This window comes from Streptomyces sp. NPDC079141, assembly GCF_040686775.1.
Taxonomy (GTDB): Bacteria; Actinomycetota; Actinomycetes; order Streptomycetales; family Streptomycetaceae; genus Streptomyces.
The window spans coordinates 152047-169927 of record NZ_JBFBLP010000003.1; the positions used below are offsets into that span (position 1 = coordinate 152047).

General features: G+C 71.8%; 21 protein-coding genes and 1 riboswitch. Of the genes, 12 read left to right on the forward strand and 9 right to left on the reverse strand.

Features of this window, described 5'->3' with window-relative positions; all coding sequences use genetic code 11:
* Nucleotides 1–50 precede the first annotated feature (50 nt).
* Entirely contained in the window at nucleotides 51–1178 is a 1128-nt protein-coding gene (locus AB0Q90_RS10380; RefSeq protein WP_363162233.1) for an 8-amino-7-oxononanoate synthase, read from the forward strand.
* Between the two features lie 41 nt (nucleotides 1179–1219).
* Here AB0Q90_RS10380 and AB0Q90_RS10385 read toward each other — a convergent pair whose 3' ends face one another.
* Both AB0Q90_RS10385 and AB0Q90_RS10390 read right to left on the reverse strand, forming a co-directional pair.
* Nucleotides 1220–1450 carry a DUF397 domain-containing protein gene (locus tag AB0Q90_RS10385; protein WP_363162234.1) on the reverse strand — a complete coding sequence of 77 codons (231 nt, stop codon included), beginning with the start codon at nucleotides 1448–1450 and terminating at the stop codon, nucleotides 1220–1222.
* 9 nt (nucleotides 1451–1459) lie between these two features.
* Nucleotides 1460–2326, reverse strand: a complete 867-nt coding sequence (locus AB0Q90_RS10390) for a helix-turn-helix transcriptional regulator (RefSeq protein WP_363162235.1) — start codon at nucleotides 2324–2326, stop codon at nucleotides 1460–1462.
* Between the two features lie 212 nt (nucleotides 2327–2538).
* Here AB0Q90_RS10390 and AB0Q90_RS10395 point away from each other — a divergent pair, with 212 nt between their 5' ends.
* Nucleotides 2539–2997: an ATP-binding protein gene (locus AB0Q90_RS10395; protein WP_363162236.1), complete on the forward strand. Its 459-nt coding sequence runs from the start codon at nucleotides 2539–2541 to the stop codon at nucleotides 2995–2997.
* A gap of 4 nt (nucleotides 2998–3001) precedes the next feature.
* Here the strand turns inward: AB0Q90_RS10395 and AB0Q90_RS10400 are convergent, their stop codons facing one another.
* Nucleotides 3002–3910, reverse strand: a complete 909-nt coding sequence (locus AB0Q90_RS10400) for a LysR family transcriptional regulator (RefSeq protein ID WP_363162237.1) — start codon at nucleotides 3908–3910, stop codon at nucleotides 3002–3004.
* 84 nt (nucleotides 3911–3994) lie between these two features.
* Here AB0Q90_RS10400 and AB0Q90_RS10405 point away from each other — a divergent pair, with 84 nt between their 5' ends.
* Nucleotides 3995–4609 (forward strand): LysE family translocator, encoded by a 615-nt coding sequence (locus AB0Q90_RS10405; protein ID WP_363162238.1) that lies wholly within the window; start codon nucleotides 3995–3997, stop codon nucleotides 4607–4609.
* Nucleotides 4610–4661: 52 nt separating this feature from the next.
* Here the strand turns inward: AB0Q90_RS10405 and AB0Q90_RS10410 are convergent, their stop codons facing one another.
* The 3 genes from AB0Q90_RS10410 to AB0Q90_RS10420 form a co-directional block, all read right to left on the reverse strand.
* Nucleotides 4662–5135 (reverse strand): C40 family peptidase, encoded by a 474-nt coding sequence (locus AB0Q90_RS10410; protein WP_363162239.1) that lies wholly within the window; start codon nucleotides 5133–5135, stop codon nucleotides 4662–4664.
* Between the two features lie 3 nt (nucleotides 5136–5138).
* Nucleotides 5139–5325: riboswitch (cyclic di-AMP (ydaO/yuaA leader) on the reverse strand.
* Between the two features lie 364 nt (nucleotides 5326–5689).
* Nucleotides 5690–5998 (reverse strand): hypothetical protein, encoded by a 309-nt coding sequence (locus AB0Q90_RS10415; RefSeq protein WP_363162240.1) that lies wholly within the window; start codon nucleotides 5996–5998, stop codon nucleotides 5690–5692.
* Between the two features lie 7 nt (nucleotides 5999–6005).
* Nucleotides 6006–6659, reverse strand: coding sequence for an ATP-dependent Clp protease proteolytic subunit (locus AB0Q90_RS10420; protein WP_363162241.1), 654 nt, complete (start codon nucleotides 6657–6659; stop codon nucleotides 6006–6008).
* 83 nt (nucleotides 6660–6742) lie between these two features.
* Here AB0Q90_RS10420 and AB0Q90_RS10425 point away from each other — a divergent pair, with 83 nt between their 5' ends.
* On the forward strand, nucleotides 6743–7021 hold the full coding sequence (locus tag AB0Q90_RS10425) for a type II toxin-antitoxin system Phd/YefM family antitoxin (RefSeq protein WP_363162242.1): 279 nt from the start codon (nucleotides 6743–6745) through the stop codon (nucleotides 7019–7021).
* A gap of 75 nt (nucleotides 7022–7096) precedes the next feature.
* Here AB0Q90_RS10425 and AB0Q90_RS10430 read toward each other — a convergent pair whose 3' ends face one another.
* Nucleotides 7097–8128, reverse strand: a complete 1032-nt coding sequence (locus AB0Q90_RS10430) for an ABC transporter permease (protein WP_363162243.1) — start codon at nucleotides 8126–8128, stop codon at nucleotides 7097–7099.
* 136 nt (nucleotides 8129–8264) lie between these two features.
* Between AB0Q90_RS10430 and AB0Q90_RS10435 the strand changes: the two genes are divergently transcribed.
* From AB0Q90_RS10435 to AB0Q90_RS10470, 8 genes are all read left to right on the forward strand, one after another.
* Entirely contained in the window at nucleotides 8265–8894 is a 630-nt protein-coding gene (locus tag AB0Q90_RS10435; protein WP_363162244.1) for a TetR/AcrR family transcriptional regulator, read from the forward strand.
* 130 nt (nucleotides 8895–9024) lie between these two features.
* A complete protein-coding gene (locus tag AB0Q90_RS10440; RefSeq protein WP_010988499.1) occupies nucleotides 9025–9327 on the forward strand; it encodes an urease subunit gamma in 303 nt (100 codons plus the stop codon).
* A 9-nt stretch (nucleotides 9328–9336) separates the two neighbouring features.
* Nucleotides 9337–9648: an urease subunit beta gene (locus AB0Q90_RS10445; RefSeq protein ID WP_266580711.1), complete on the forward strand. Its 312-nt coding sequence runs from the start codon at nucleotides 9337–9339 to the stop codon at nucleotides 9646–9648.
* Nucleotides 9641–11362 (forward strand): urease subunit alpha, encoded by a 1722-nt coding sequence (locus tag AB0Q90_RS10450; RefSeq protein WP_363162245.1) that lies wholly within the window; start codon nucleotides 9641–9643, stop codon nucleotides 11360–11362. Before AB0Q90_RS10445 ends, AB0Q90_RS10450 begins: the two co-directional genes overlap by 8 nt.
* Complete coding sequence (locus AB0Q90_RS10455; RefSeq protein ID WP_363162246.1) at nucleotides 11362–12036, forward strand: urease accessory UreF family protein; 675 nt, start codon at nucleotides 11362–11364, stop codon at nucleotides 12034–12036. The genes AB0Q90_RS10450 and AB0Q90_RS10455 overlap by 1 nt, the downstream gene beginning before the upstream one ends.
* A 142-nt stretch (nucleotides 12037–12178) precedes the next feature.
* Nucleotides 12179–12856 carry an urease accessory protein UreG gene (gene ureG / locus AB0Q90_RS10460; RefSeq protein WP_363162247.1) on the forward strand — a complete coding sequence of 226 codons (678 nt, stop codon included), beginning with the start codon at nucleotides 12179–12181 and terminating at the stop codon, nucleotides 12854–12856.
* Complete coding sequence (locus AB0Q90_RS10465) at nucleotides 12844–13611, forward strand: urease accessory protein UreD (protein WP_363162248.1); 768 nt, start codon at nucleotides 12844–12846, stop codon at nucleotides 13609–13611. Before ureG ends, AB0Q90_RS10465 begins: the two co-directional genes overlap by 13 nt.
* Nucleotides 13612–14076: 465 nt before the next feature.
* Nucleotides 14077–15672, forward strand: coding sequence for an alpha/beta hydrolase (locus AB0Q90_RS10470; protein WP_363162249.1), 1596 nt, complete (start codon nucleotides 14077–14079; stop codon nucleotides 15670–15672).
* Nucleotides 15673–15731: 59 nt separating this feature from the next.
* Here AB0Q90_RS10470 and AB0Q90_RS10475 read toward each other — a convergent pair whose 3' ends face one another.
* Nucleotides 15732–16457 carry a lysophospholipid acyltransferase family protein gene (locus AB0Q90_RS10475; RefSeq protein WP_363162250.1) on the reverse strand — a complete coding sequence of 242 codons (726 nt, stop codon included), beginning with the start codon at nucleotides 16455–16457 and terminating at the stop codon, nucleotides 15732–15734.
* 152 nt (nucleotides 16458–16609) lie between these two features.
* Nucleotides 16610–17839, reverse strand: coding sequence for a SpoIIE family protein phosphatase (locus AB0Q90_RS10480; protein WP_363162251.1), 1230 nt, complete (start codon nucleotides 17837–17839; stop codon nucleotides 16610–16612).
* Nucleotides 17840–17881 lie beyond the last annotated feature (42 nt).

Here is a 17881-nt window from a genome sequence, read left to right on the forward strand (position 1 = left end):
GGTCGTCCCGCTAGTGTCTGTCCACTGCCTACAAAATCCCCGGAGGACCCATGGCGTTCGGCTGGATCGACGAGGAGGCGGAGCTGCGCCGCAGCGCCGGACTCGTACGGACCCTGCGCCCCCGCCCCGCCGACTCGCCGCTGCTGGACCTCGCGAGCAACGACTACCTGGGCCTGGCCCACCACCGGGAGGTCACCGAGGCGGCGGCCCGCGCCGCGCGGACCTGGGGCGGCGGCGCGACCGGCTCCCGGCTCGTCACCGGCACGATCGAGCTGCACACCGAGCTCGAACGCGAGCTGGCGGACTTCTGCGGGTTCGAGGCGGCCCTGGTCTTCTCCTCCGGTTACGCGGCCAACCTCGCCGCGGTCACCGCGCTCGGACCGCACGGGTCACTGATCGTCTCCGACGCGGGCAACCACGCCTCGCTGATCGACGGCTGCCGACTGGCGCGCGGCACCACGCAGGTGGTGGCGCACGCCGAACCGGACGCCGTGCGTAAGGCCCTCCAGACGCACGACGGGCCGGCCGTCGCGGTCTCCGACACGGTCTTCTCGGTCGACGGCGACGCCGCCCCGCTGGCCGCGCTCGCCGCGGCGTGCCGGGAGCACGGCGCGGGACTGGTCGTCGACGACGCGCACGGCCTGGGCGTGCTCGGCGACGGCGGACGCGGCGCCCCGCACGCGGCGGGTCTCGCGGGCGCCGAGGACGTGGTCGTCACGGTCACCCTGTCCAAGTCGCTGGGCAGCCAGGGCGGAGCCGTGCTCGGCCCGGCCCGGGTGATCGAGCACCTGGTCAACGCGGCCCGGACGTTCATCTTCGACACCGGACTCGCCCCCGCGGCTGCGGGGGCGGCCCTGGCGGCACTGCGGCTGCTGCGCCGCGAGCCGGAGCGGGCGGCGCGGGCGCGCGCGGTGGCGGGCGAACTGCACGCCCGGCTGACGGCCGCGGGCCATCAGGCGGTGCGGCCGGACGCCGCGGTGGTCTCGGTGCGCGCGCCGTCCCCGGAGAGCGCCGTGCGGTGGGCGGCGGACTGCCGGGGCGCGGGTCTTGCCGTGGGCTGCTTCCGTCCTCCTTCCGTTCCCGACGGCATTTCCCGGCTGCGGCTGACCGCCCGCGCGGACCTCTCCGAGGGGCAGATCGAACGCGCTGTACGGGTGATCGGCGAAACACGACCATGAGTCGGCGTGACACGGCCGTGGCTCGCGGGCTGCGGGACTGATCAGACCTGGTGGGCCGCGGCCGTGAACTCCGCCCAGCTCTCGGGGGAGAAGAGCAGCGCGGGTCCGGCCTGGTCCTTGGAGTCGCGTACGGCGAGCAGTCCGGCCCACGGGCCGGTCAGGGGCCGAGCGGTCTCGACGCAGTTGTTCGCTCCCGTGCTGTAGCTGCTGCGCAGCCACCGCACGCCGTGCAGATCGGTACTGGAAGGTACGTTCCGAGGCAGTGCAGACATGGTGCCTCCTTACGCGCCGTCAGCTATCCCGGCGATGTAATCCAACGAGTCCTCGGGCGAAAGGGCGTGGATCTGAAGGGTGTTGAACGCCTCCGTATAGGCCCGGAGGTCTTCTTTCCGTTCGAGGTAGAGGCTACTCGTCAAATGGTCGAGAACAACCACGTCCAGATCAGAAGTGCGCGAAAATGAGAAGATAACGAAAGGCCCGGTGATGCCGACGTGCGCACCGGCCGCAAACGGCAGGACCTGCAGGCGCACTTGCGGCAACCGCCCCGCCTCCACCAGCCGTCCCAGCTGTCGCGCCATGACGTCCGGACCGCCGATCTCCCGGTGCAGCACCGCCTCGTCCAGCACCGCGCTCAGCTCCAGCGGCGGCGCGCCCCGCAGCACCGTCTGCCGGGCCAGCCGCACCTCGACCAGGGCGTCCAGACGCTCGTCCGCGTCCTCAAGTCCGCCCACCGCGGCCCTGGTCACGGCACGTGCGTACTCGGGAGTCTGCAACAGCCCCGGCACCACCGAGGTCTCCAAGGTGCGCATCGCGCTGGCCTGGGACTCCAGGCTGATGAAGTCCCGGTACGTCGGCGGCAGCACCCCGCGGTACGCATGCCACCAGTGGTGCCGGCCGCCGCCCGCGTCGTCGCCCGCCAACACCAGAAGCAGCTCGCGCAGTTGGGAGTCGCCGACGCCGTAGGCGTCCAGCAGTAACCGCACATCGGCCGATTTCACGCCGCTGGCGCCGGTCTCGATCCGGCTCACCTTCGACTGGTGCCAGCCCACCAGCCGCGCCGCCTCGCCACTGGTGAGCCCCGCACCGGTGCGCAACGCGCGCAGTTCTGCGCCCAACTTGCGGCGGCGCACCGCGGGACCGTGCTGCATGCGCTACTCCTTACTCCAACCGGGCCGCCCAAATACGGTCTCGCGTAGCAGAGTTCACCGCTTCGAGCGACAGATATATGCATATCTTGGTGGATCGCCACCGTGACCGGCGGGGTAATGGCAGTCTGGCGAAGAAGCACCAGTCCGGGACCGTACTCGAACCATCCGCTCCGTGTCGGACTCCGGTCCCGTGGGAAAGGGACGACGTCGCCATGGCAGACCATCTGGAAGCATCCGTCACTCTGCCGAGCGATCCCGCCTCGGTCTCCGCGGCCCGCGGCTATGTCGTCGGCACCCTCGCGGAGTGGGGCCTGGCGGGGGACACCGAAGTCGTCGACACCATCCGGCTGATCGTCTCCGAACTCGCCACGAACGCCGTACAGCACACCTTCGGCCAGTCACCCACCTTCACGGTGGACATCGAGCTGCACCGTGACGAACAGCTGCGCATCGGCGTCACCGACAGCCACCCGCGCTTCCCCAAGCGCCTGCCCGCCGCCGTCCAGCAGGACAACGGCCGCGGCCTGGTCATCATCCGCTGGCTGACCGCCGAGTGCGGCGGCAGACTCAGAGTCCGGCCCACCCGCGAGGGCGGCAAGACGGTCTCCATCGAACTGCCGTGGACGGTACCGGCGCAGCCGGTGACAGCGGCGGGACAGCAGGAGCCGTGAAGGTCTAATGCGCCCGGCCGAAGGCCCCCCGCAGCAGCGCCCGGAACGCGTCCACGGCCGGTGACGTCGTGTCGGTCCGACGGGCGAGAGAGATCGTACGACGCAACCCGCCCCCTTCCAGCGGCCGCACCCCCACCGGCGTGGCCGCGGTCCGCGCCACCATCTCCGGTACCACCCCGACCCCGAGGCCGGCGCTGACCAGCGCGCACACCAGCGCGTACACGGGCGTCGCGACCAGCACCGACGGCGTCGCCCCGGCCCGCGCCAGCACCGCCTCCACGCCCTGCCGGGCCGGATGGTCCGGCGCCATGCTGATCAGGGGCTGCCCGGCGAGCTCGGCCAGCGGGAGCCGTGCGCCGCCCGAGGCGAGGACATGGCCGGGGGCGGTCACCAGGACCAACTCCTCCACCAGCAGCGGCTCCAGAGTGACGGAGGCCGGCAGCGGCACCGGCTCGGCCGGCTCATAGGTGTGGGTCAGCGCCAGATCGATCTCACCGGCGGCCACCGCGGCGACCCCGGCCGGCGGTTCATGGTTGGCGACGGTCAGTTCCACGTCCGGATGGGCCCGGCGGAACGCGCTCAGCACCGGCGGCAGCAGATGCACGCCCGCGGTCTGGAAGGTGCCGAGCCGGAGCGTGCCGCCGGACAGCCCGGTCAGCCGGGCCAGTTCGTGCCGCGCCTGCTCCAGCTCGTCCAGCACCCGGCGGGCCCGGGCCACCAGCAGCTCGCCCGCCCCGGTCAGCCGCGTGCCGCGGTGGTGGCGGACCAGCAGGGTGGTGCCCGCCTCCCGCTCCAGCTTGGCCAGTTGCTGGGAGAGCGCGGGCGGGGTGTAGCCGAGGCGTTCCGCGGCCCGGGTGATGGAGCCGGCCTCCGCGACGGCGACCAGCGCGGCGAGCCGTGTGGGGTCGTACATGGCGTCCTGCCTAAAGCATTGCTTAAGGAAGACCCAGAATACTCGTAATACCTGCTGAAGGCTCCGGCGCGGCAGGCTGGCGTCATGGACGGACAGCTCATCGCCTTCACCGGGGTCGCGGCCGGCATGGTCGCCATGCCCGGCGCCGACTTCACCGTCGTCGTACGCAACGCCCTGGTCTCACGCCGGGCCGGCATCGCCTGCGCGCTCGGCATCGCGGGCGGGCTGCTGCTGCACACGGCACTGGCGGTGGCCGGGGTCGCCGCCGTGCTGACCGCCGTGCCCGCGCTGTTCCGGACGCTCCAACTGCTCGGCGGCGCCTATGTGTTGTACCTGGGCGCCCGGACCCTGCTGGATCTGCGCCGGCCGCGGACCATCGCACCCGACGAGGCGCCGCCGGCCGCGCGTCCGTTGCGGCAGGGGTTCGTCACCAACGCCCTGAACCCCAAGGCGCCGATCACCTTCCTGAGCCTGCTGCCGCAGTTCGTGCCCGCGGGCGCTCCCGCGCTGCCCCGGACGCTGCTGCTGGCACTGATCGTGGTGGTGTTCGCCCTGCTGTGGTTCCCGGCGGTGGCCCTGCTGGTGGACCGGCTGGGCCGGTGGCTGCGCCGGCCGCGTGCCGCCCGGGTCGTCGAGGCCGTCACGGGCACCGCGCTGACGGCTCTGGGGGCGGCGCTGCTCCTGGAGACGGTGGTATGAGGGCCCGTCGGGACGGCGGCGGGTCAGGTCGCCGCCGTCCCTCGGGCGCCGGTCAGCTCACCCGGCCGTACCAGACGCTGCTGGTCCAGATCTTCTGCAGACGCACCACATCCCCGGTCTTGGGGGCGTGCCAGATCTTCCCCTTCCCGGCGTAGATACCGACGTGGTAGACGTTCGATCCCGAGTGGAAGAACACCAGGTCGCCGGCCTTGCGGTTCTTGGCGGTGATGTGGCGGGTCTTGTTGTACTGCTGGGCCGCTGTGCGCGGCAGGCTCTTGCCCGCCTTCTTGTACGAGTACAGCGTGAGCCCGGAGCAGTCGAAGCGGCGTGGACCGGTGGCGCCGTACTTGTAGGGGGAGCCCTTCTTGGACTCCGCGACCTGGAGTGCCTTCGTCGCCGGTGTGGCCGCCTCTGCTTCGGCGGCGAAGCCGGGGGCCACGATCGAGCCGCCCACGGCGGCGATGGTCAGTGCCGAGGCCGTACCGGCCCGGGCCATCAGCGACGGGACACGATTGAGCGCAGTCATGCGCAACCCTTCGTCAGCCGCCTGTGAAGGATGACCTGTCGGATTCGGGCTGGCGAAGTGGCCCGGCCGCGTTGCCGCGGCTTCACCCCAAGGGCTGCTCGGTCCGGACAGTCGTCCGTGCCGGCGACCCGTCATGCTTGGGTCCTCCACTCCTGCCGATCCACTCCTGTCGACTCGGTCATCCGGGCGGCGGCAGGACTCGGCGTCCGCCCGGACCGCCCCGCCGCTGCGGCGGGGGCTTGTCGTCAGACAGGGATCTTGACTCACGGATGTCCGAAAAGCCCAACAGAACCGAGGATTTGTGGTGTTAGTCACCACTCACCCGTTCGGGTGGACACTGGGCTGTTCGAATGACTGTCGAGGGTGCTGGGGATGCCCGGACCAGCACCGGAACGACCAATTCCGCCGCGGGGCTACGCGCGTTGCGCAACCTTGACGGGCCTGCAAGAGGACGGGCGACTACGCCGAAAGGGGGTACCTCTTTTGGTCCGTTTCGACTCCGGTCCGGACGTCTCGTCAGCTCGCCGGACGCTCCGGACCGGAGTCGCGCCCCGTCAACTGTCGGGGCGTGGGGGCACGGTGACGCGAGCGGTGCGGCGCTCGCCGTCCAGCACCCGCAGCGCACGCGCCAGCGTGGGGGCGTGCAGCTCGGTCTCGCCGCGCTGGTGCATCAGCGTCAGCGCGTCCCGCAGCTCGGCCGCCCTGCTCACCAGGGCCTGGGCGGCGCGCAGTCCGCGGTAGGTGTCCCCGTGGTGCGCGGGGTTGATCCTGCCGAGCAGGTCGACCACATCGAGGTAACGGTCGATCAACTCGCCCTCCGCGCGCGTGAGTGCGGGCAGGGGCGGCAGCTCCGGTGGCAGCATCCGCGGCTCACCTCGCGCCGGGGGCGGGGCGGGAGGCCTTGCGGCTGGGGATGATGCCGTCCACGAGCCCGTACTCCAGCGCCTCTTGCGCGTTCAGCACCTTGTCCCGCTCGATGTCCGCGCTCACCTGCTCCGGGCTGCGCCCGGTGTGGCGTACGAGCATCTCCTCCAGGCGGGTCCGGATGCGCGTCAGTTCGTCCGCCTGGATGGCCAGGTCGCTCGCCTGACCCTGCACCGGCTCCGGCAGCGCGGGCTGGCTGATCACCACGCGCGCGTCGGGCAGCGCGTACCGCTTGCCCGGAGTGCCCGCGGCCAGCAGCACCGCGGCGGTCGGCCCGGCCTGCCCCAGCAGGATCGTCTCCACGTCGCAGGCGACGTACTGCATGGTGTCGTAGATCGCGGACATGGCGCTGAACGAGCCGCCGGGAGAGTTGACGTACAGGGAGATCTCCCGGTCCGGGTCCTTGTGCTCCAGATACATGAACTGCGCCATCACGTCGTTCGCCGAGGCGTCGTCGACCTGCGTCCCGAGGAAGACGATCCGCTCCTCCAGCAGCTTCGAGTACGGATCCATCGTCCGGCTCCCGTAGCTGGTGCGTTCCGTGAACTCGGGCAGGACGTAGCGGGCGGACGGTGCGGACGGTGCGGACGGTCGGGTCATGGGGAACCCCCTCCTCGCGACAGAGCTGACAGAGCTGTCTCTGTAAAAAATGTACAGGACGTACATGACGTTATGATGGGGGTATGGCCTACGAGATTCCGGTGACGCAAGCCAGGGCTGAGCTCGCCGACCTGATCAACCGGGTGGTGTACGGCGGTGAGCGCGTCGTCGTGACGCGGCACGGCAAGCCCCTCGTCGCCCTTGTCTCCGCAGCCGACCTCGAACGGCTCGAACAGCTCCCGGATCCCGCGGACGAGCAGGTGATCAGCGCGGTGTCCACCGTCCGCGAAGTCGCCGCCGCGCCCCGCGAGCAGCAGCGCTTCGGGATTGCGGCGGAGCATCGGGGGCCGGGCGCTTCTTAGGCCCGCAGCCCGCAGTTGCATGACGAAGGACCGTGCGCCGCCGTCGGCGCACGGTCCTTCGAGTCGTGGTGCCGGTCAGCCGACCGGGGTCAGTTCCCTCTCCGGCGCCGGCTCGCTCTGCGCACGCTGCTTCAGCAGGGCGCCCAGCACGACGGCTCCCAGGCCGAGCGCCGCCCACCAAGCCAGCGTCAGGGCGGGGCCGGTCGCCGCGGCGCCGTCGAAGAAGGCCGTCGAACGCAGCAGGCTCGCGCCCGCGCCCGGCGGCAGCCACTGGCCGAGGGCGCCGACCGGCTCGGGCAGCATCTCCGGCGCCGAGGCCGCGCCGGAGAACGGGTTGCCGAACAGCATCACGATGCCTGCCGTGATCCCCACGCCGGCGGTCCCGACGAGGGCGGCCAGACCGGCGACCGCCGCGCCGACCGCGAGCGTCGCCAGCGCGAACACCCCGGCCTCCGCCCACCAGTTGCCCGCGATGACCTCAAGCCAGCTGTGCGCGACCGCGGTCGCCGCGAGGCCGACCAGCGCGGCGGAACCCAGCAGCGCGACCACTGCCCGGGTGCCGCGCAGTCCGAGCAGCGTCACCACCGCGCCGGCGGCGATGCCGGCCAGGGCGAGCGGCAGCACGCTCGCGCTGAGGGCCGCGCCGCGCGGGTCGTTCGCGGGTGCGGCCACGACGTCGACGGTCGTGACCGGGGTGCCCTCGGCCGCGGCCTGGCCGGCCACCTGCTGCTGGAGCAGCTGGGCGACGAGCGGGCTCGCCGCCGTCGCGGTCAGCAGCCGCGTGCCCTCGGGGGTGACGACGACCGCGCCGTATACGGTCCGGTCCTCGACGGCGTCCCGGGCGGCGGCCTCGTCGGCGTAGTGGTGGAGTTCGAACGCCCCCTCGTGCCGGTCCAGCCGCTGCTCCAGCTGGGCCGTGGCGGTGGCCGGGCCTGCCACGCCGAGCGGCAGGTCACGGGGTGCGGTGCGGGCGGCGGGCCAGGCGAAGGCCCACAGGGCCAGGGCGGCGATGATCGGGACGACGACGATGACCGCGATCAGGTGACGCGGGGTGGTGGTCGGGCGTGCGGCCGGGCCTCGGGCAGCTGCTGCGGAGGCGGTGGACATGACGTTCCCCTTGCGTGGTTCATGGCCTCGGGCGCTGAGGCGTTAAAGAGAAGGATCATTCGTTTTTGTTGAGCCACCACCGTCCTGCGATCAGTGCCTCTTGTCAAGAAGGAACGTTCGTTTTACTTTTGAAGGCATGGCCCGCGTATCCCAGGAGCACCTCGACGCCCGCCGCCGGCAGATCCTCGACGGCGCCGCCCGCTGTTTCGCCCGCAACGGCTTCCATGCCACCTCCATGCAGGACGTGCTGAAGGAGGTCGACCTCTCCGCCGGAGCGGTCTACCGCTACTTCAGCAGCAAGGACGAACTGATCGCCGCGATCGCCAACGAAGTGCTGAGCGAGGTCCGCGACGCCTTCGAGGAGGTCACCCGGCACAGCCCGCCGCCGCCCCCGGACCTGCTCGTCGGCAAGGTGCTCGGCCGCACCCTCGGCATCTGGGCGACGCTGTCCGTCGACGGCGAGCCCGTCTTCCCACAGTTGATCATGCAGGTCTGGGCGGAGACCGTACGCAACCGCGAACTGGCGGCCGTCCTGCAGGAGGGATACGCCGTGGTCCGCCAGGCCTGGGTGGCGGTCGTGGAGGCCTACCAGGAGGCCGGGATGATGCGGTCGGACGTCCCCGCCGACCATGTCGCCCGGACCGTGATCGCCGTCGTGCAGGGGTTCATCGCCCAGCAGTCCCTGTTCGGGCCGGCCCCCGTCGAGGCTCTCCAGGACGGTCTGCGCGCGTTGATGAGCATGGGGGAGCCGCGGCCCGGCGCCTGACCGGATCACAGCTCGGTTAACTTGCTTGAAACTCGGTCCAACTAGCCTCCCTCCACGCCACCAGGGACTTTGCCCGTGGCTGAGGCAACCGGACCCCGCACGGTCCGGAGCGAGGACTGTGAGGTGGGACGTGCAACTGACCCCGCACGAGCAAGAGAGGCTGCTGATCCACGTGGCGGCCGACGTGGCCGAGAAGCGCCGGGCCCGCGGACTGAAGCTCAACCACCCCGAAGCGGTCGCCCTCATCACGTCGCACATCCTCGAAGGCGCCCGGGACGGCCGCACCGTCGCCGAGCTGATGTCCTCCGGACGCAAGCTGCTCACCCGTGACGACGTCATGGAAGGCATCCCCGAGATGATCCACGACGTCCAGGTCGAGGCGACCTTCCCGGACGGCACCAAGCTCGTCACCGTCCACGACCCGATCGTCTGAGGGGCCGCGATGATTCCCGGAGAGATCCTGTTCGCCGACGGCCCCGTCGCCTTCAACGAGGGCCGTGAGGTCACCCGGCTGACCGTCCTCAACGCCGCCGACCGGCCCGTCCAGGTCGGCTCCCACTACCACTTCGCCGAGGCCAACCCCGGCCTGGACTTCGACCGCGCCGCCGCCCGCGGCAAGCGGCTGAACGTCGCCGCCGGCACCGCCGTGCGCTTCGAGCCCGGGATCCCCGTCGACGTCGAACTCGTCCCGCTCGCCGGCGCCCGTGTCGTGCCCGGTCTGCGCGGGGAGACCGGAGGTGCCCTCGATGCCTGAGATATCGCGTGCCGCCTACGCCGACCTGTTCGGCCCGACCACCGGTGACCGCATCCGGCTCGCCGACACCGACCTGCTTGTGGAGATCGAGGAGGACCGCTCCGGCGGCCCCGGACTCGCCGGTGACGAGGCCGTGTTCGGCGGTGGCAAGGTCATCCGCGAGTCCATGGGCCAGTCGCGTGCTACGCGCGCAGACGGCACCCCCGACACGGTCATCACGGGCGCCGTGATCATCGACCACTGGGGCATCGTCAAGGCCGACGTCGGCATCCGCGACGGCCGGATCACCGGCATAGGCAAGGCCGGCAACCCCGACACGATGGACGGGGTGCACCCCGACCTGGTCATCGGACCGGAGACCGAGGTCATCGCCGGCAACGGGCGCATCCTGACCGCCGGCGCCGTCGACGCCCACGTCCACTTCATCTGCCCGCAGATCGCCGACGAGGCGCTCGCCGCGGGCGTCACCACGATCATCGGCGGCGGCACCGGACCGGCCGAGGGCTCCAAGGCCACCACCGTCACGCCCGGCCCCTGGCACCTGGCCCGGATGCTGGAGGCGATGGAGGAACACCCCGTCAACTTCGGCCTGTTGGGCAAGGGCAACACCGTCTCGCACGAGGCGATGCTCTCCCAGATCCGCGGCGGTGCGCTGGGGCTGAAGTTGCACGAGGACTGGGGGTCGACGCCGGCCGTCATCGACGCCTCGCTGACCGTGGCGGACCGGACGGGCATTCAGATCGCCATCCACACGGACACGTTGAACGAGGCCGGGTTCGTCGGTGACACGCTCGCCGCGATCGCCGGACGCGGCATCCACGCCTACCACACCGAGGGCGCGGGCGGCGGACACGCGCCGGACATCATGACCGTGGTCTCCGAGCCGCATGTGCTGCCGAGTTCCACCAACCCGACGCGGCCGTTCACCGTCAACACCGCCGAGGAACACCTCGACATGCTGATGGTGTGCCACCACCTCAACCCCGCGGTCCCCGAGGACCTCGCCTTCGCCGAGTCCCGGATCCGGCCCTCCACCATCGGGGCCGAGGACATACTGCACGACCTCGGCGCCATCTCGATCATCTCCTCCGACGCGCAGGCGATGGGACGGGTCGGCGAGGTCATCATGCGGACCTGGCAGACCGCCCATGTGATGAAGCGGCGCCGGGGGGCACTGCCGGGGGACGGGCGCGCGGACAACCTGCGGGTACGGCGGTATGTCGCCAAGTACACGATCAACCCCGCGCTCGCGCAGGGACTCGCGGGCGAGATCGGCTCCGTGGAGACCGGCAAGCTCGCCGACCTGGTGCTGTGGGAGCCGGCGTTCTTCGGCGTCAAGCCGCACCTCGTCGTCAAGGGCGGGCAGATCGCGTACGCGCAGATGGGCGACGCCAACGCCTCCATTCCCACCCCGCAGCCGATCCTGCCGCGGCCGATGTTCGGCGCGATCGGGCGGGCGCCGGGCTCGAACTCCGTGAACTTCGTGGCACCCCTCGCCATCGAGGACGGGCTGCCGGAGCGGCTCGGGCTCAGGAAGAAGTTCGTCGCCATCGAGTCCACGCGCGGTGTCACCAAGGCCGACATGCGGGAGAACGACGCCCGTCCGGAGGTGCGGGTCGATCCCGACAGCTTCGCCGTGCACATCGACGGGGAGCTGGTGGAGGCCACCCCGGCCGCCGAACTGCCCATGGCCCAGCGGTACTTCCTCTTCTGATGTCCAGGGCAGCGCTACTCGTCCTGGCCGACGGCCGCTTTCCCGCCGGAGGGCATGCGCACTCCGGCGGGGCGGAGGCGGCCGTCAAGGCCGGGCGGATCACCGGGGCCGCGAGCCTGGAGGAGTTCTGCCGGGGGCGGCTGCACACGGCGGGGCGGGTCGCTGCCGCGCTGGCCGCGGCGGCCGTACTCGGGGCGGATCCCGTGGAGTTGGACGCGGCGGCGGACGCGCGGACGCCGTCGCCGGCCCTGCGGGTCGCCGCGCGGAAGCTGGGGCGGCAGTTGATGCGGGCCGCGCGGGCGACGTGGCCGTCGGCGGAACTCGACGCGCTGATGCGGGAGTTCCCCAAGGGGGCCCATCAGCCCGTGGTGTTGGGGCTTGCGGCTCGGGCCGCGGGGCTGGGAGCTCTGGACGCGGCGTACTGCGCGGCGTACGAGAGTGTGAGCGGGCCCGCGTCGGCGACCGTGCGGTTGCTGAGTCTCGATCCGTTCGACGCCACGGCGGTGCTGGCTCGGTTGGCGCCGGAGGTGGACCTTGTCGCGGACGCCGCGGTGGAGGCGGCGCGGAGGGTTGCCGACGACGGGGTCGGTGCTCTGCCCGCTGCGTCTGCTCCATTGCTGGAGATCTCGGCGGAGGTGCATGCCGCGTGGCCTGTGCGGCTGTTCGCTTCGTGAGTTCTTCGCCCCCGCCGCCCCTTCCCGTTCCCGACCCTGGGGGCTGCCGCCCCCAGACCCCCGCTTCGGCCTGAACGGCCTCGTCCTCAAACGCCGGACGGGCTGGATATTGCAGCCCCCGCCTGACATAGGAGCCGTAGTCATGCACCTCGACCACTCCCACGACGGTCCCGCCGCCGTCAGCGCCGATGCCCACCGTCCCGACGGGGCCCGCCGGGCCCTGCGGATCGGGCTCGGGGGGCCCGTCGGGTCCGGGAAGACCGCCACCGTGGCGGCGCTGTGCCGGGCGCTGCGCGACGAGCTGTCGCTCGCCGTCGTCACCAACGACATCTACACGCGCGAGGACGCCGAGTTCCTGCTGCGCGAGGCCGTGCTGCCGCCCGAGCGGATCACCGCCGTGGAGACGGGAGCCTGTCCGCACACCGCGATCCGGGACGACATCTCCGCCAACCTCGAAGCGGTGGAGGACCTGGAGGACGAGGTCGGGCCGCTGGATCTGATCCTGGTGGAGTCCGGCGGGGACAACCTCACCGCGACCTTCTCCAAGGGGCTCGTGGACGCGCAGATCTTCGTGATCGACGTCGCGGGCGGGGACGACATCCCGCGCAAGGGCGGTCCCGGTGTCACCACCGCCGACCTGCTCGTGGTCAACAAGACCGACCTCGCTCCCTACGTCGGCTCCGACCTCGGCCGGATGGCGGCCGACGCCAAGGCGCAGCGCGCCGAACTCCCGGTCGTCTTCCAGTCGTTGCGGACCGAGGACGGGGTCGGGGACGTCGCCGACTGGGTGCGCGCGCAGCTCGCCGCGTGGTCGGCGTGATCGCGACCGGGGTCGCCGCCACCGCGCGAATCGGCGCGCGCGCCGACGGCCGGGGCGGTACGTCCCTTCCGGTGCTGGAGGGCGACGGGCCGCTGGCGCTGCGGCGCACGCGGGGCAGCGGCGCCGAGGCGCGGGTCATGCTCGTCGGCGCGATGAGCGGGCCGCTCGGTGGTGACCGCTTCGCGGTGGAGGCCGACGTGGCCGAGGGGGCCAGGCTGCGCGTCGGATCGGCCGCCGCGACCATCGCGCTGCCGGGGCAGGCCAAGGGCGAGGCCCACTACGACGTGCGGCTCGACGTGGCGGACGGGGGCGAACTGCACTGGCTCCCCGAGCAGTTGATCTCCGCGCAGGGCAGCGATCTGTACGTCACGACACGCGTCGACCTCGGCGCGACGGCCCGGCTCGTGCTGCGCGAGGAGCAGGTGCTCGGCCGCGCCGGCGAACAACCCGGACGGCTCACCAGCCGGCTGACGCTGCGGATCGCCGGACGGCCCGTCCTCGACCAGGAGCTGGCCTGCGGCCCCGGCGCCCCCGGCGGCTGGGACGGCCCCGCCGGCCTCGCCGGACACCGGGCCGTCGGCCAACTCGTCATCGCCCGCCCGGAGTTCGCCACCCACCCGGTGCCGGCCCGCGTCCTCACGGAGCACGCCACCCTCGTCCCCCTGCCCGGCCCCGCCGCCCTGGTAACGGCCGTGGCCCCGAACGCCCTGGTGCTACGCCACCTACTGGACGAGGCACTCGCTTCGCTCGGATAGCCTCCGCCCGCTTCGGCCGAGCGGCTGGAGCTCGTCCCCTGGCCTTCACGCGGTGGCCCTGCGGCCCGGCGCCCCCGGCGGCTGGGACGCCCCCGCCGGCCTCGCCGGACACCGTGCCGTCTGCTAACTCGCCGTCGCCCGCCCGGAGTTCGCCACCCTCGTCCCCCTGCCCGGCCCCGCCGCCCTGGTGCTACGCCACCTACCGGACGAGGCACTCGCTTCGCTCGGATAACCTCCGCCCGCCCCCTGGTGGCCTCCGTGTCACCGGGACGCGCTGCCCTGTCGCGGCCGCCCACTGCCCACACTCGCCCCCCGCCCGCAGGCACTCCCCCCACCCATCCCGCCAAGCGAACGTATCGATCCGTTTATCGGATTGGCAAAGAACCCCTCCCGCATCTGTTCACGGCACCCGCACAGTCGGGAGGATCCCTCTGCTCATGACAACGATGCAGGGGGAGGCCTCAGTTGAGGGATTCGAGACGTAAGGGGCGGGTGGCGGCGCTCGGTTCGGCCGGGGTGTTCGTCACCGCCGCGCTGATAGCCGGCGCGGTCGCGGCGCCCACGGCGAGTGCGGAGGACCGGCACGGTCAGGACCGTGAGGCGCGGGGGGCCGCCGTTGCCGCGGCGCGGGCCGCGAAGGCCGGGGTCGACTGGCAGGACTGCCCCGCCGAGTGGGGGCTGGAGAAGCCCATCCAGTGCGGCTGGGTGACCGTGCCGCTCGACTACGCGAAGCCGAACGGCAAGCAGATCAAGCTCGCCGTGGACCGCATCGGCAACACCGGCACCGCGGACGAGCGGCAGGGCGCGCTGGTCTACAACCCGGGCGGTCCGGGCGGCTCCGGCCTGCGCTTCCCGCGCCGGGTGACCACCAAGAACCCGGTCTGGGCGAAGGCGGCCAAGGCGTACGACTTCGTGGGCTTCGACCCGCGCGGCGTCGGCAAGTCCGCGCCCATCTCCTGCATCGACCCGCAGGAGTTCGTCAAGGCGCCCAAGATGGACCCGGTGCCCGACTCCGAGGCCGACAAGCTGGCCCAGCGCAAGCTCGCCCGCGAGTACGCCGAGGGCTGCGCCGAGCGCAGCGGCGAGATGCTGCCGTACATGACCACGCCGAACACCGCGCGCGACCTCGACGTCATCCGCGCCGCGCTCGGCGAGCGGAAGCTCAACTTCCTCGGCGTCTCCTACGGCACCTACCTCGGCGCCGTCTACGGCACGCTGTTCCCGGGGCATGTGCGCCGGATGATCGTCGACAGCGTGGTCAACCCGTCCCGGGAGAAGATCTGGTACCAGGCCAACCTCGACCAGGACGTCGCCTTCGAGATGCGCTGGGAGGACTGGCAGGACTGGGTGGCCGCGAACGACGCCACGTTCCACCTGGGTGACACCCGCGCCGAGGTCCAGGCGGTCTGGCTCGACCTGCGTGCCGCCGCGAAGAAGGCCCCCCTGGGCGGGGTCGTCGGCCCGGCCGAGCTGATCGGCTTCTTCCAGAGCGCCCCGTACTACGACTCCGCGTGGGTGCCGGCCGCCACCGTGCTCAGCAAGTACGCCGCCGGTGACGTCCAGGCCGTCATCGACGCGGCCGCCCCGGACCCGACCGACACCGCGGGCAACGCCGCCTCCGAGAACGGCAACGCCGTCTACACGGCCGTGGAGTGCACCGACGCCAAGTGGCCCACCAGCTGGCAGCGCTGGGACCGCGACAACTCCCGGCTGCACCAGGACTACCCGTTCCTCACCTGGGCCAACGCCTGGCTGAACCTGCCCTGCGCGACCTGGCCGGCCAAGCAGCAGACCCCGGTGGACGTGCGGACCGGCAAGGGACTGCCGCCGGTGCTGATCGTGCAGGCCGAGCGTGACGCGGCCACCCCGTACGGGGGCGCCGTCGAACTGCACCAGCGCTTCAAGGGCTCCCGCCTGATCACCGAGAAGGACGCGGGCTCCCACGGTGTGACCGGCCTGGTCAACCCGTGCATCAACGAGCGGGTGGACGCCTACCTGCTCACCGGCTCCCTGGACGCCACCGACGTGACCTGCACACCGCACGCCACGCCGAAGCCGTAGGGGCAGTAGCAGGAGCAAGGGGGCGACCGAGGACATCGGTCGCCCCCTTCGTGCAGTGCTCAGCCGAGCGGCATCTTCGGGAACCTGCGTTCCCTCTGCTCGCCCGCCGCGGCCTGCTCGGCCTTGGCGACGGCCGCGTACTGGTCGACGTACTCCTGCTCGGACAGCGACAGGATCGCGTACATGATCTCGTCGGTGACCGCGCGCAGGATCGCCTTCTCGTTCTCCATGCCGGCATAGCGGGAGAAGTCGAGGGGCGCGCCGAAACGGATGCCCACGGGGCGGATGTTGGGGATGACCTTGCCCGGCGGCTGGGCCTCGAAGGTGCCGATCATCGCGCACGGGATCACCGGCACCTGCGCCTTGAGCGCCATCACCGCGACCCCGACCTTGCCCTTGTACAGCCGGCCGTCGTGCGAGCGGGTGCCCTCGGGATAGATGCCGAGCAGTTCGTTCTTGCGCAGCACCCCGAGTCCTTCGCGGATCGCGGCCTGTCCTGCCTCCTTGCCGGAGCGGTCGACCGGGATCTGCCCGGCGCTGCGGAAGAAGAACGCGGTGAGCCGCCCCTTGAGGCCGGGGCCGGTGAAGTACTCGGCCTTCGCGAGGAAGGTGATGCGCCGTTTGATGATGGCGGGCATCAGGAAGTGGTCCGAGAAGGACAGATGGTTCCCGGCGACGATCGCGGCGCCGGTCGGCGGCACGTGTTCGAGGCCCTCTATTCGGGGCCGGAAGACAAGTCTCAACAGAGGGCCCAACAACACGTACTTGAGCAGGTAGTAGAACAAGAGGTCGCTCCTCTACTCCGGCGGAACGGCTCAACTGCCTTGTTGGGGCAGGTCAACCGGCGTGTTGTGGGGTCTGTCAGTGTAGGCGCACGGGCAGGTGCCCGGAACCGGGTCAGCCGCGACTGACGTGGACGACGTTCTTGACAGGAGACTCACAGCCGTACGACCACCAGCGCGGTGTCGTCGGTGGCGCCGCCCGGCGGCAGCAGTTCGAGCAGGACCGCGTCCGCGAGCGCGTCCGGTTCGTCGCGGCAGTGGCTGACGAGGGAGTCGGCGAGCCGGTCCAGGCCGGCGTAGATGTCCTCCCCTCTGCGCTCCACCAGCCCGTCGGTGTACAGCACGAGGGTGGCGCCGGCGGTGAACTCCGCCTCCGCCTGCGGTCGGGGGACCGGGTCGGGGCGGGCGTCGAGCGGGGGGTCGGTGGCGCGGTCGAGGAACTCCACGCGGCCGTCGGGGTGGAGCAGTGCGGGGGGCAGGTGGCCGGCGCTGCTGTAGGTGATGCAGTGGCGGTCGAAGTCGACGAACGTGGTGACCGCGGTGGCCGATTCCGCACCGTCCACCACATGCGCGTACCGGCCGAGGACGTCGAGCGCCTGGGCGGGCCCGTCGGCGACGCGCGAGGTGGCGGTGAGCGCGCTGCGCAGCTGGCCCATGACGCCGGCCGCCTCAAGGCCGTGTCCGACCACGTCGCCCACGGAGACCCCGATGCGGTTGCCGCCGACCAGGTCGACCACGTCGTACCAGTCGCCGCACACGTTCAGCGAGCCGACCGCGGGCCGGTAGCGCACCGCGGCCCCGTGGCGTCCCACCTGGCGGGAGGCGGGCAGCATCGCCTCCTGGAGGGCGAGGGCCACCTCACGTTCGCGGGCGTGCGCATGGCGCAGCCGGTCGTTGAGCTCCTGGAGCTCACGGGCGCGCGTGTACAGCTCGGCCTCCAGCACCCGGGCGCGGCTGCCGCTCCGGCCGCCGCGGGCCCGGATCAGCTCGGTGACCTCCTCGACCCGGTGCACCAGCAGCACGACCTTGCCGTTCGGGCCGAGCACCGGGGCGTTGACCGGGCTCCAGTAGCGTTCCTCCCACTGCCCGGGCCGCTCGGCCGACTCCACGTCGTAGCGCTGGAGGGCCATGGCGTCGCGCTCGCCGGTGGCCACCACGCGCCGCAGCGAGGCCGCGAGGTTGCGCATGCCGGTGGCGGCGGGGTCGCTCGGGTTGTCGGGGAAGACGTCGAACAGATAGTGGCCGAGGAGGTCCTGACGGCCCCGCCCGGCCTGCTGGAGGAATTCCTCATTGACGTCCGCGAAGACGAATTCGGGCGTCAGCAGCGCCACCATGCCGGGCAGGGCCCGGAAGACCGCCGCGTAGTCGATCGCCGTATCGCTCATGGCTTCCGCCTCACCACCGGAACCCCACCAGTTTGGCACGGT

What these genes read in the sequence shown, in the direction of transcription:
- AB0Q90_RS10380 (WP_363162233.1), top strand. Translation starts at nt 51, where the DNA reads ATGGCGTTCGGCTGGATCGACGAGGAGGCGGAGCTGCGCCGCAGCGCC.
- AB0Q90_RS10385 (WP_363162234.1), bottom strand. Translation starts at nt 1,450, where the DNA reads ATGTCTGCACTGCCTCGGAACGTACCTTCCAGTACCGATCTGCACGGC.
- AB0Q90_RS10390 (WP_363162235.1), bottom strand. Translation starts at nt 2,326, where the DNA reads ATGCAGCACGGTCCCGCGGTGCGCCGCCGCAAGTTGGGCGCAGAACTG.
- AB0Q90_RS10395 (WP_363162236.1), top strand. Translation starts at nt 2,539, where the DNA reads ATGGCAGACCATCTGGAAGCATCCGTCACTCTGCCGAGCGATCCCGCC.
- AB0Q90_RS10400 (WP_363162237.1), bottom strand. Translation starts at nt 3,910, where the DNA reads ATGTACGACCCCACACGGCTCGCCGCGCTGGTCGCCGTCGCGGAGGCC.
- AB0Q90_RS10405 (WP_363162238.1), top strand. Translation starts at nt 3,995, where the DNA reads ATGGACGGACAGCTCATCGCCTTCACCGGGGTCGCGGCCGGCATGGTC.
- AB0Q90_RS10410 (WP_363162239.1), bottom strand. Translation starts at nt 5,135, where the DNA reads ATGACTGCGCTCAATCGTGTCCCGTCGCTGATGGCCCGGGCCGGTACG.
- AB0Q90_RS10415 (WP_363162240.1), bottom strand. Translation starts at nt 5,998, where the DNA reads ATGCTGCCACCGGAGCTGCCGCCCCTGCCCGCACTCACGCGCGCGGAG.
- AB0Q90_RS10420 (WP_363162241.1), bottom strand. Translation starts at nt 6,659, where the DNA reads ATGACCCGACCGTCCGCACCGTCCGCACCGTCCGCCCGCTACGTCCTG.
- AB0Q90_RS10425 (WP_363162242.1), top strand. Translation starts at nt 6,743, where the DNA reads ATGGCCTACGAGATTCCGGTGACGCAAGCCAGGGCTGAGCTCGCCGAC.
- AB0Q90_RS10430 (WP_363162243.1), bottom strand. Translation starts at nt 8,128, where the DNA reads ATGTCCACCGCCTCCGCAGCAGCTGCCCGAGGCCCGGCCGCACGCCCG.
- AB0Q90_RS10435 (WP_363162244.1), top strand. Translation starts at nt 8,265, where the DNA reads ATGGCCCGCGTATCCCAGGAGCACCTCGACGCCCGCCGCCGGCAGATC.
- AB0Q90_RS10445 (WP_266580711.1), top strand. Translation starts at nt 9,337, where the DNA reads ATGATTCCCGGAGAGATCCTGTTCGCCGACGGCCCCGTCGCCTTCAAC.
- AB0Q90_RS10450 (WP_363162245.1), top strand. Translation starts at nt 9,641, where the DNA reads ATGCCTGAGATATCGCGTGCCGCCTACGCCGACCTGTTCGGCCCGACC.
- AB0Q90_RS10455 (WP_363162246.1), top strand. Translation starts at nt 11,362, where the DNA reads ATGTCCAGGGCAGCGCTACTCGTCCTGGCCGACGGCCGCTTTCCCGCC.
- ureG (WP_363162247.1), top strand. Translation starts at nt 12,179, where the DNA reads ATGCACCTCGACCACTCCCACGACGGTCCCGCCGCCGTCAGCGCCGAT.
- AB0Q90_RS10480 (WP_363162251.1), bottom strand. Translation starts at nt 17,839, where the DNA reads ATGAGCGATACGGCGATCGACTACGCGGCGGTCTTCCGGGCCCTGCCC.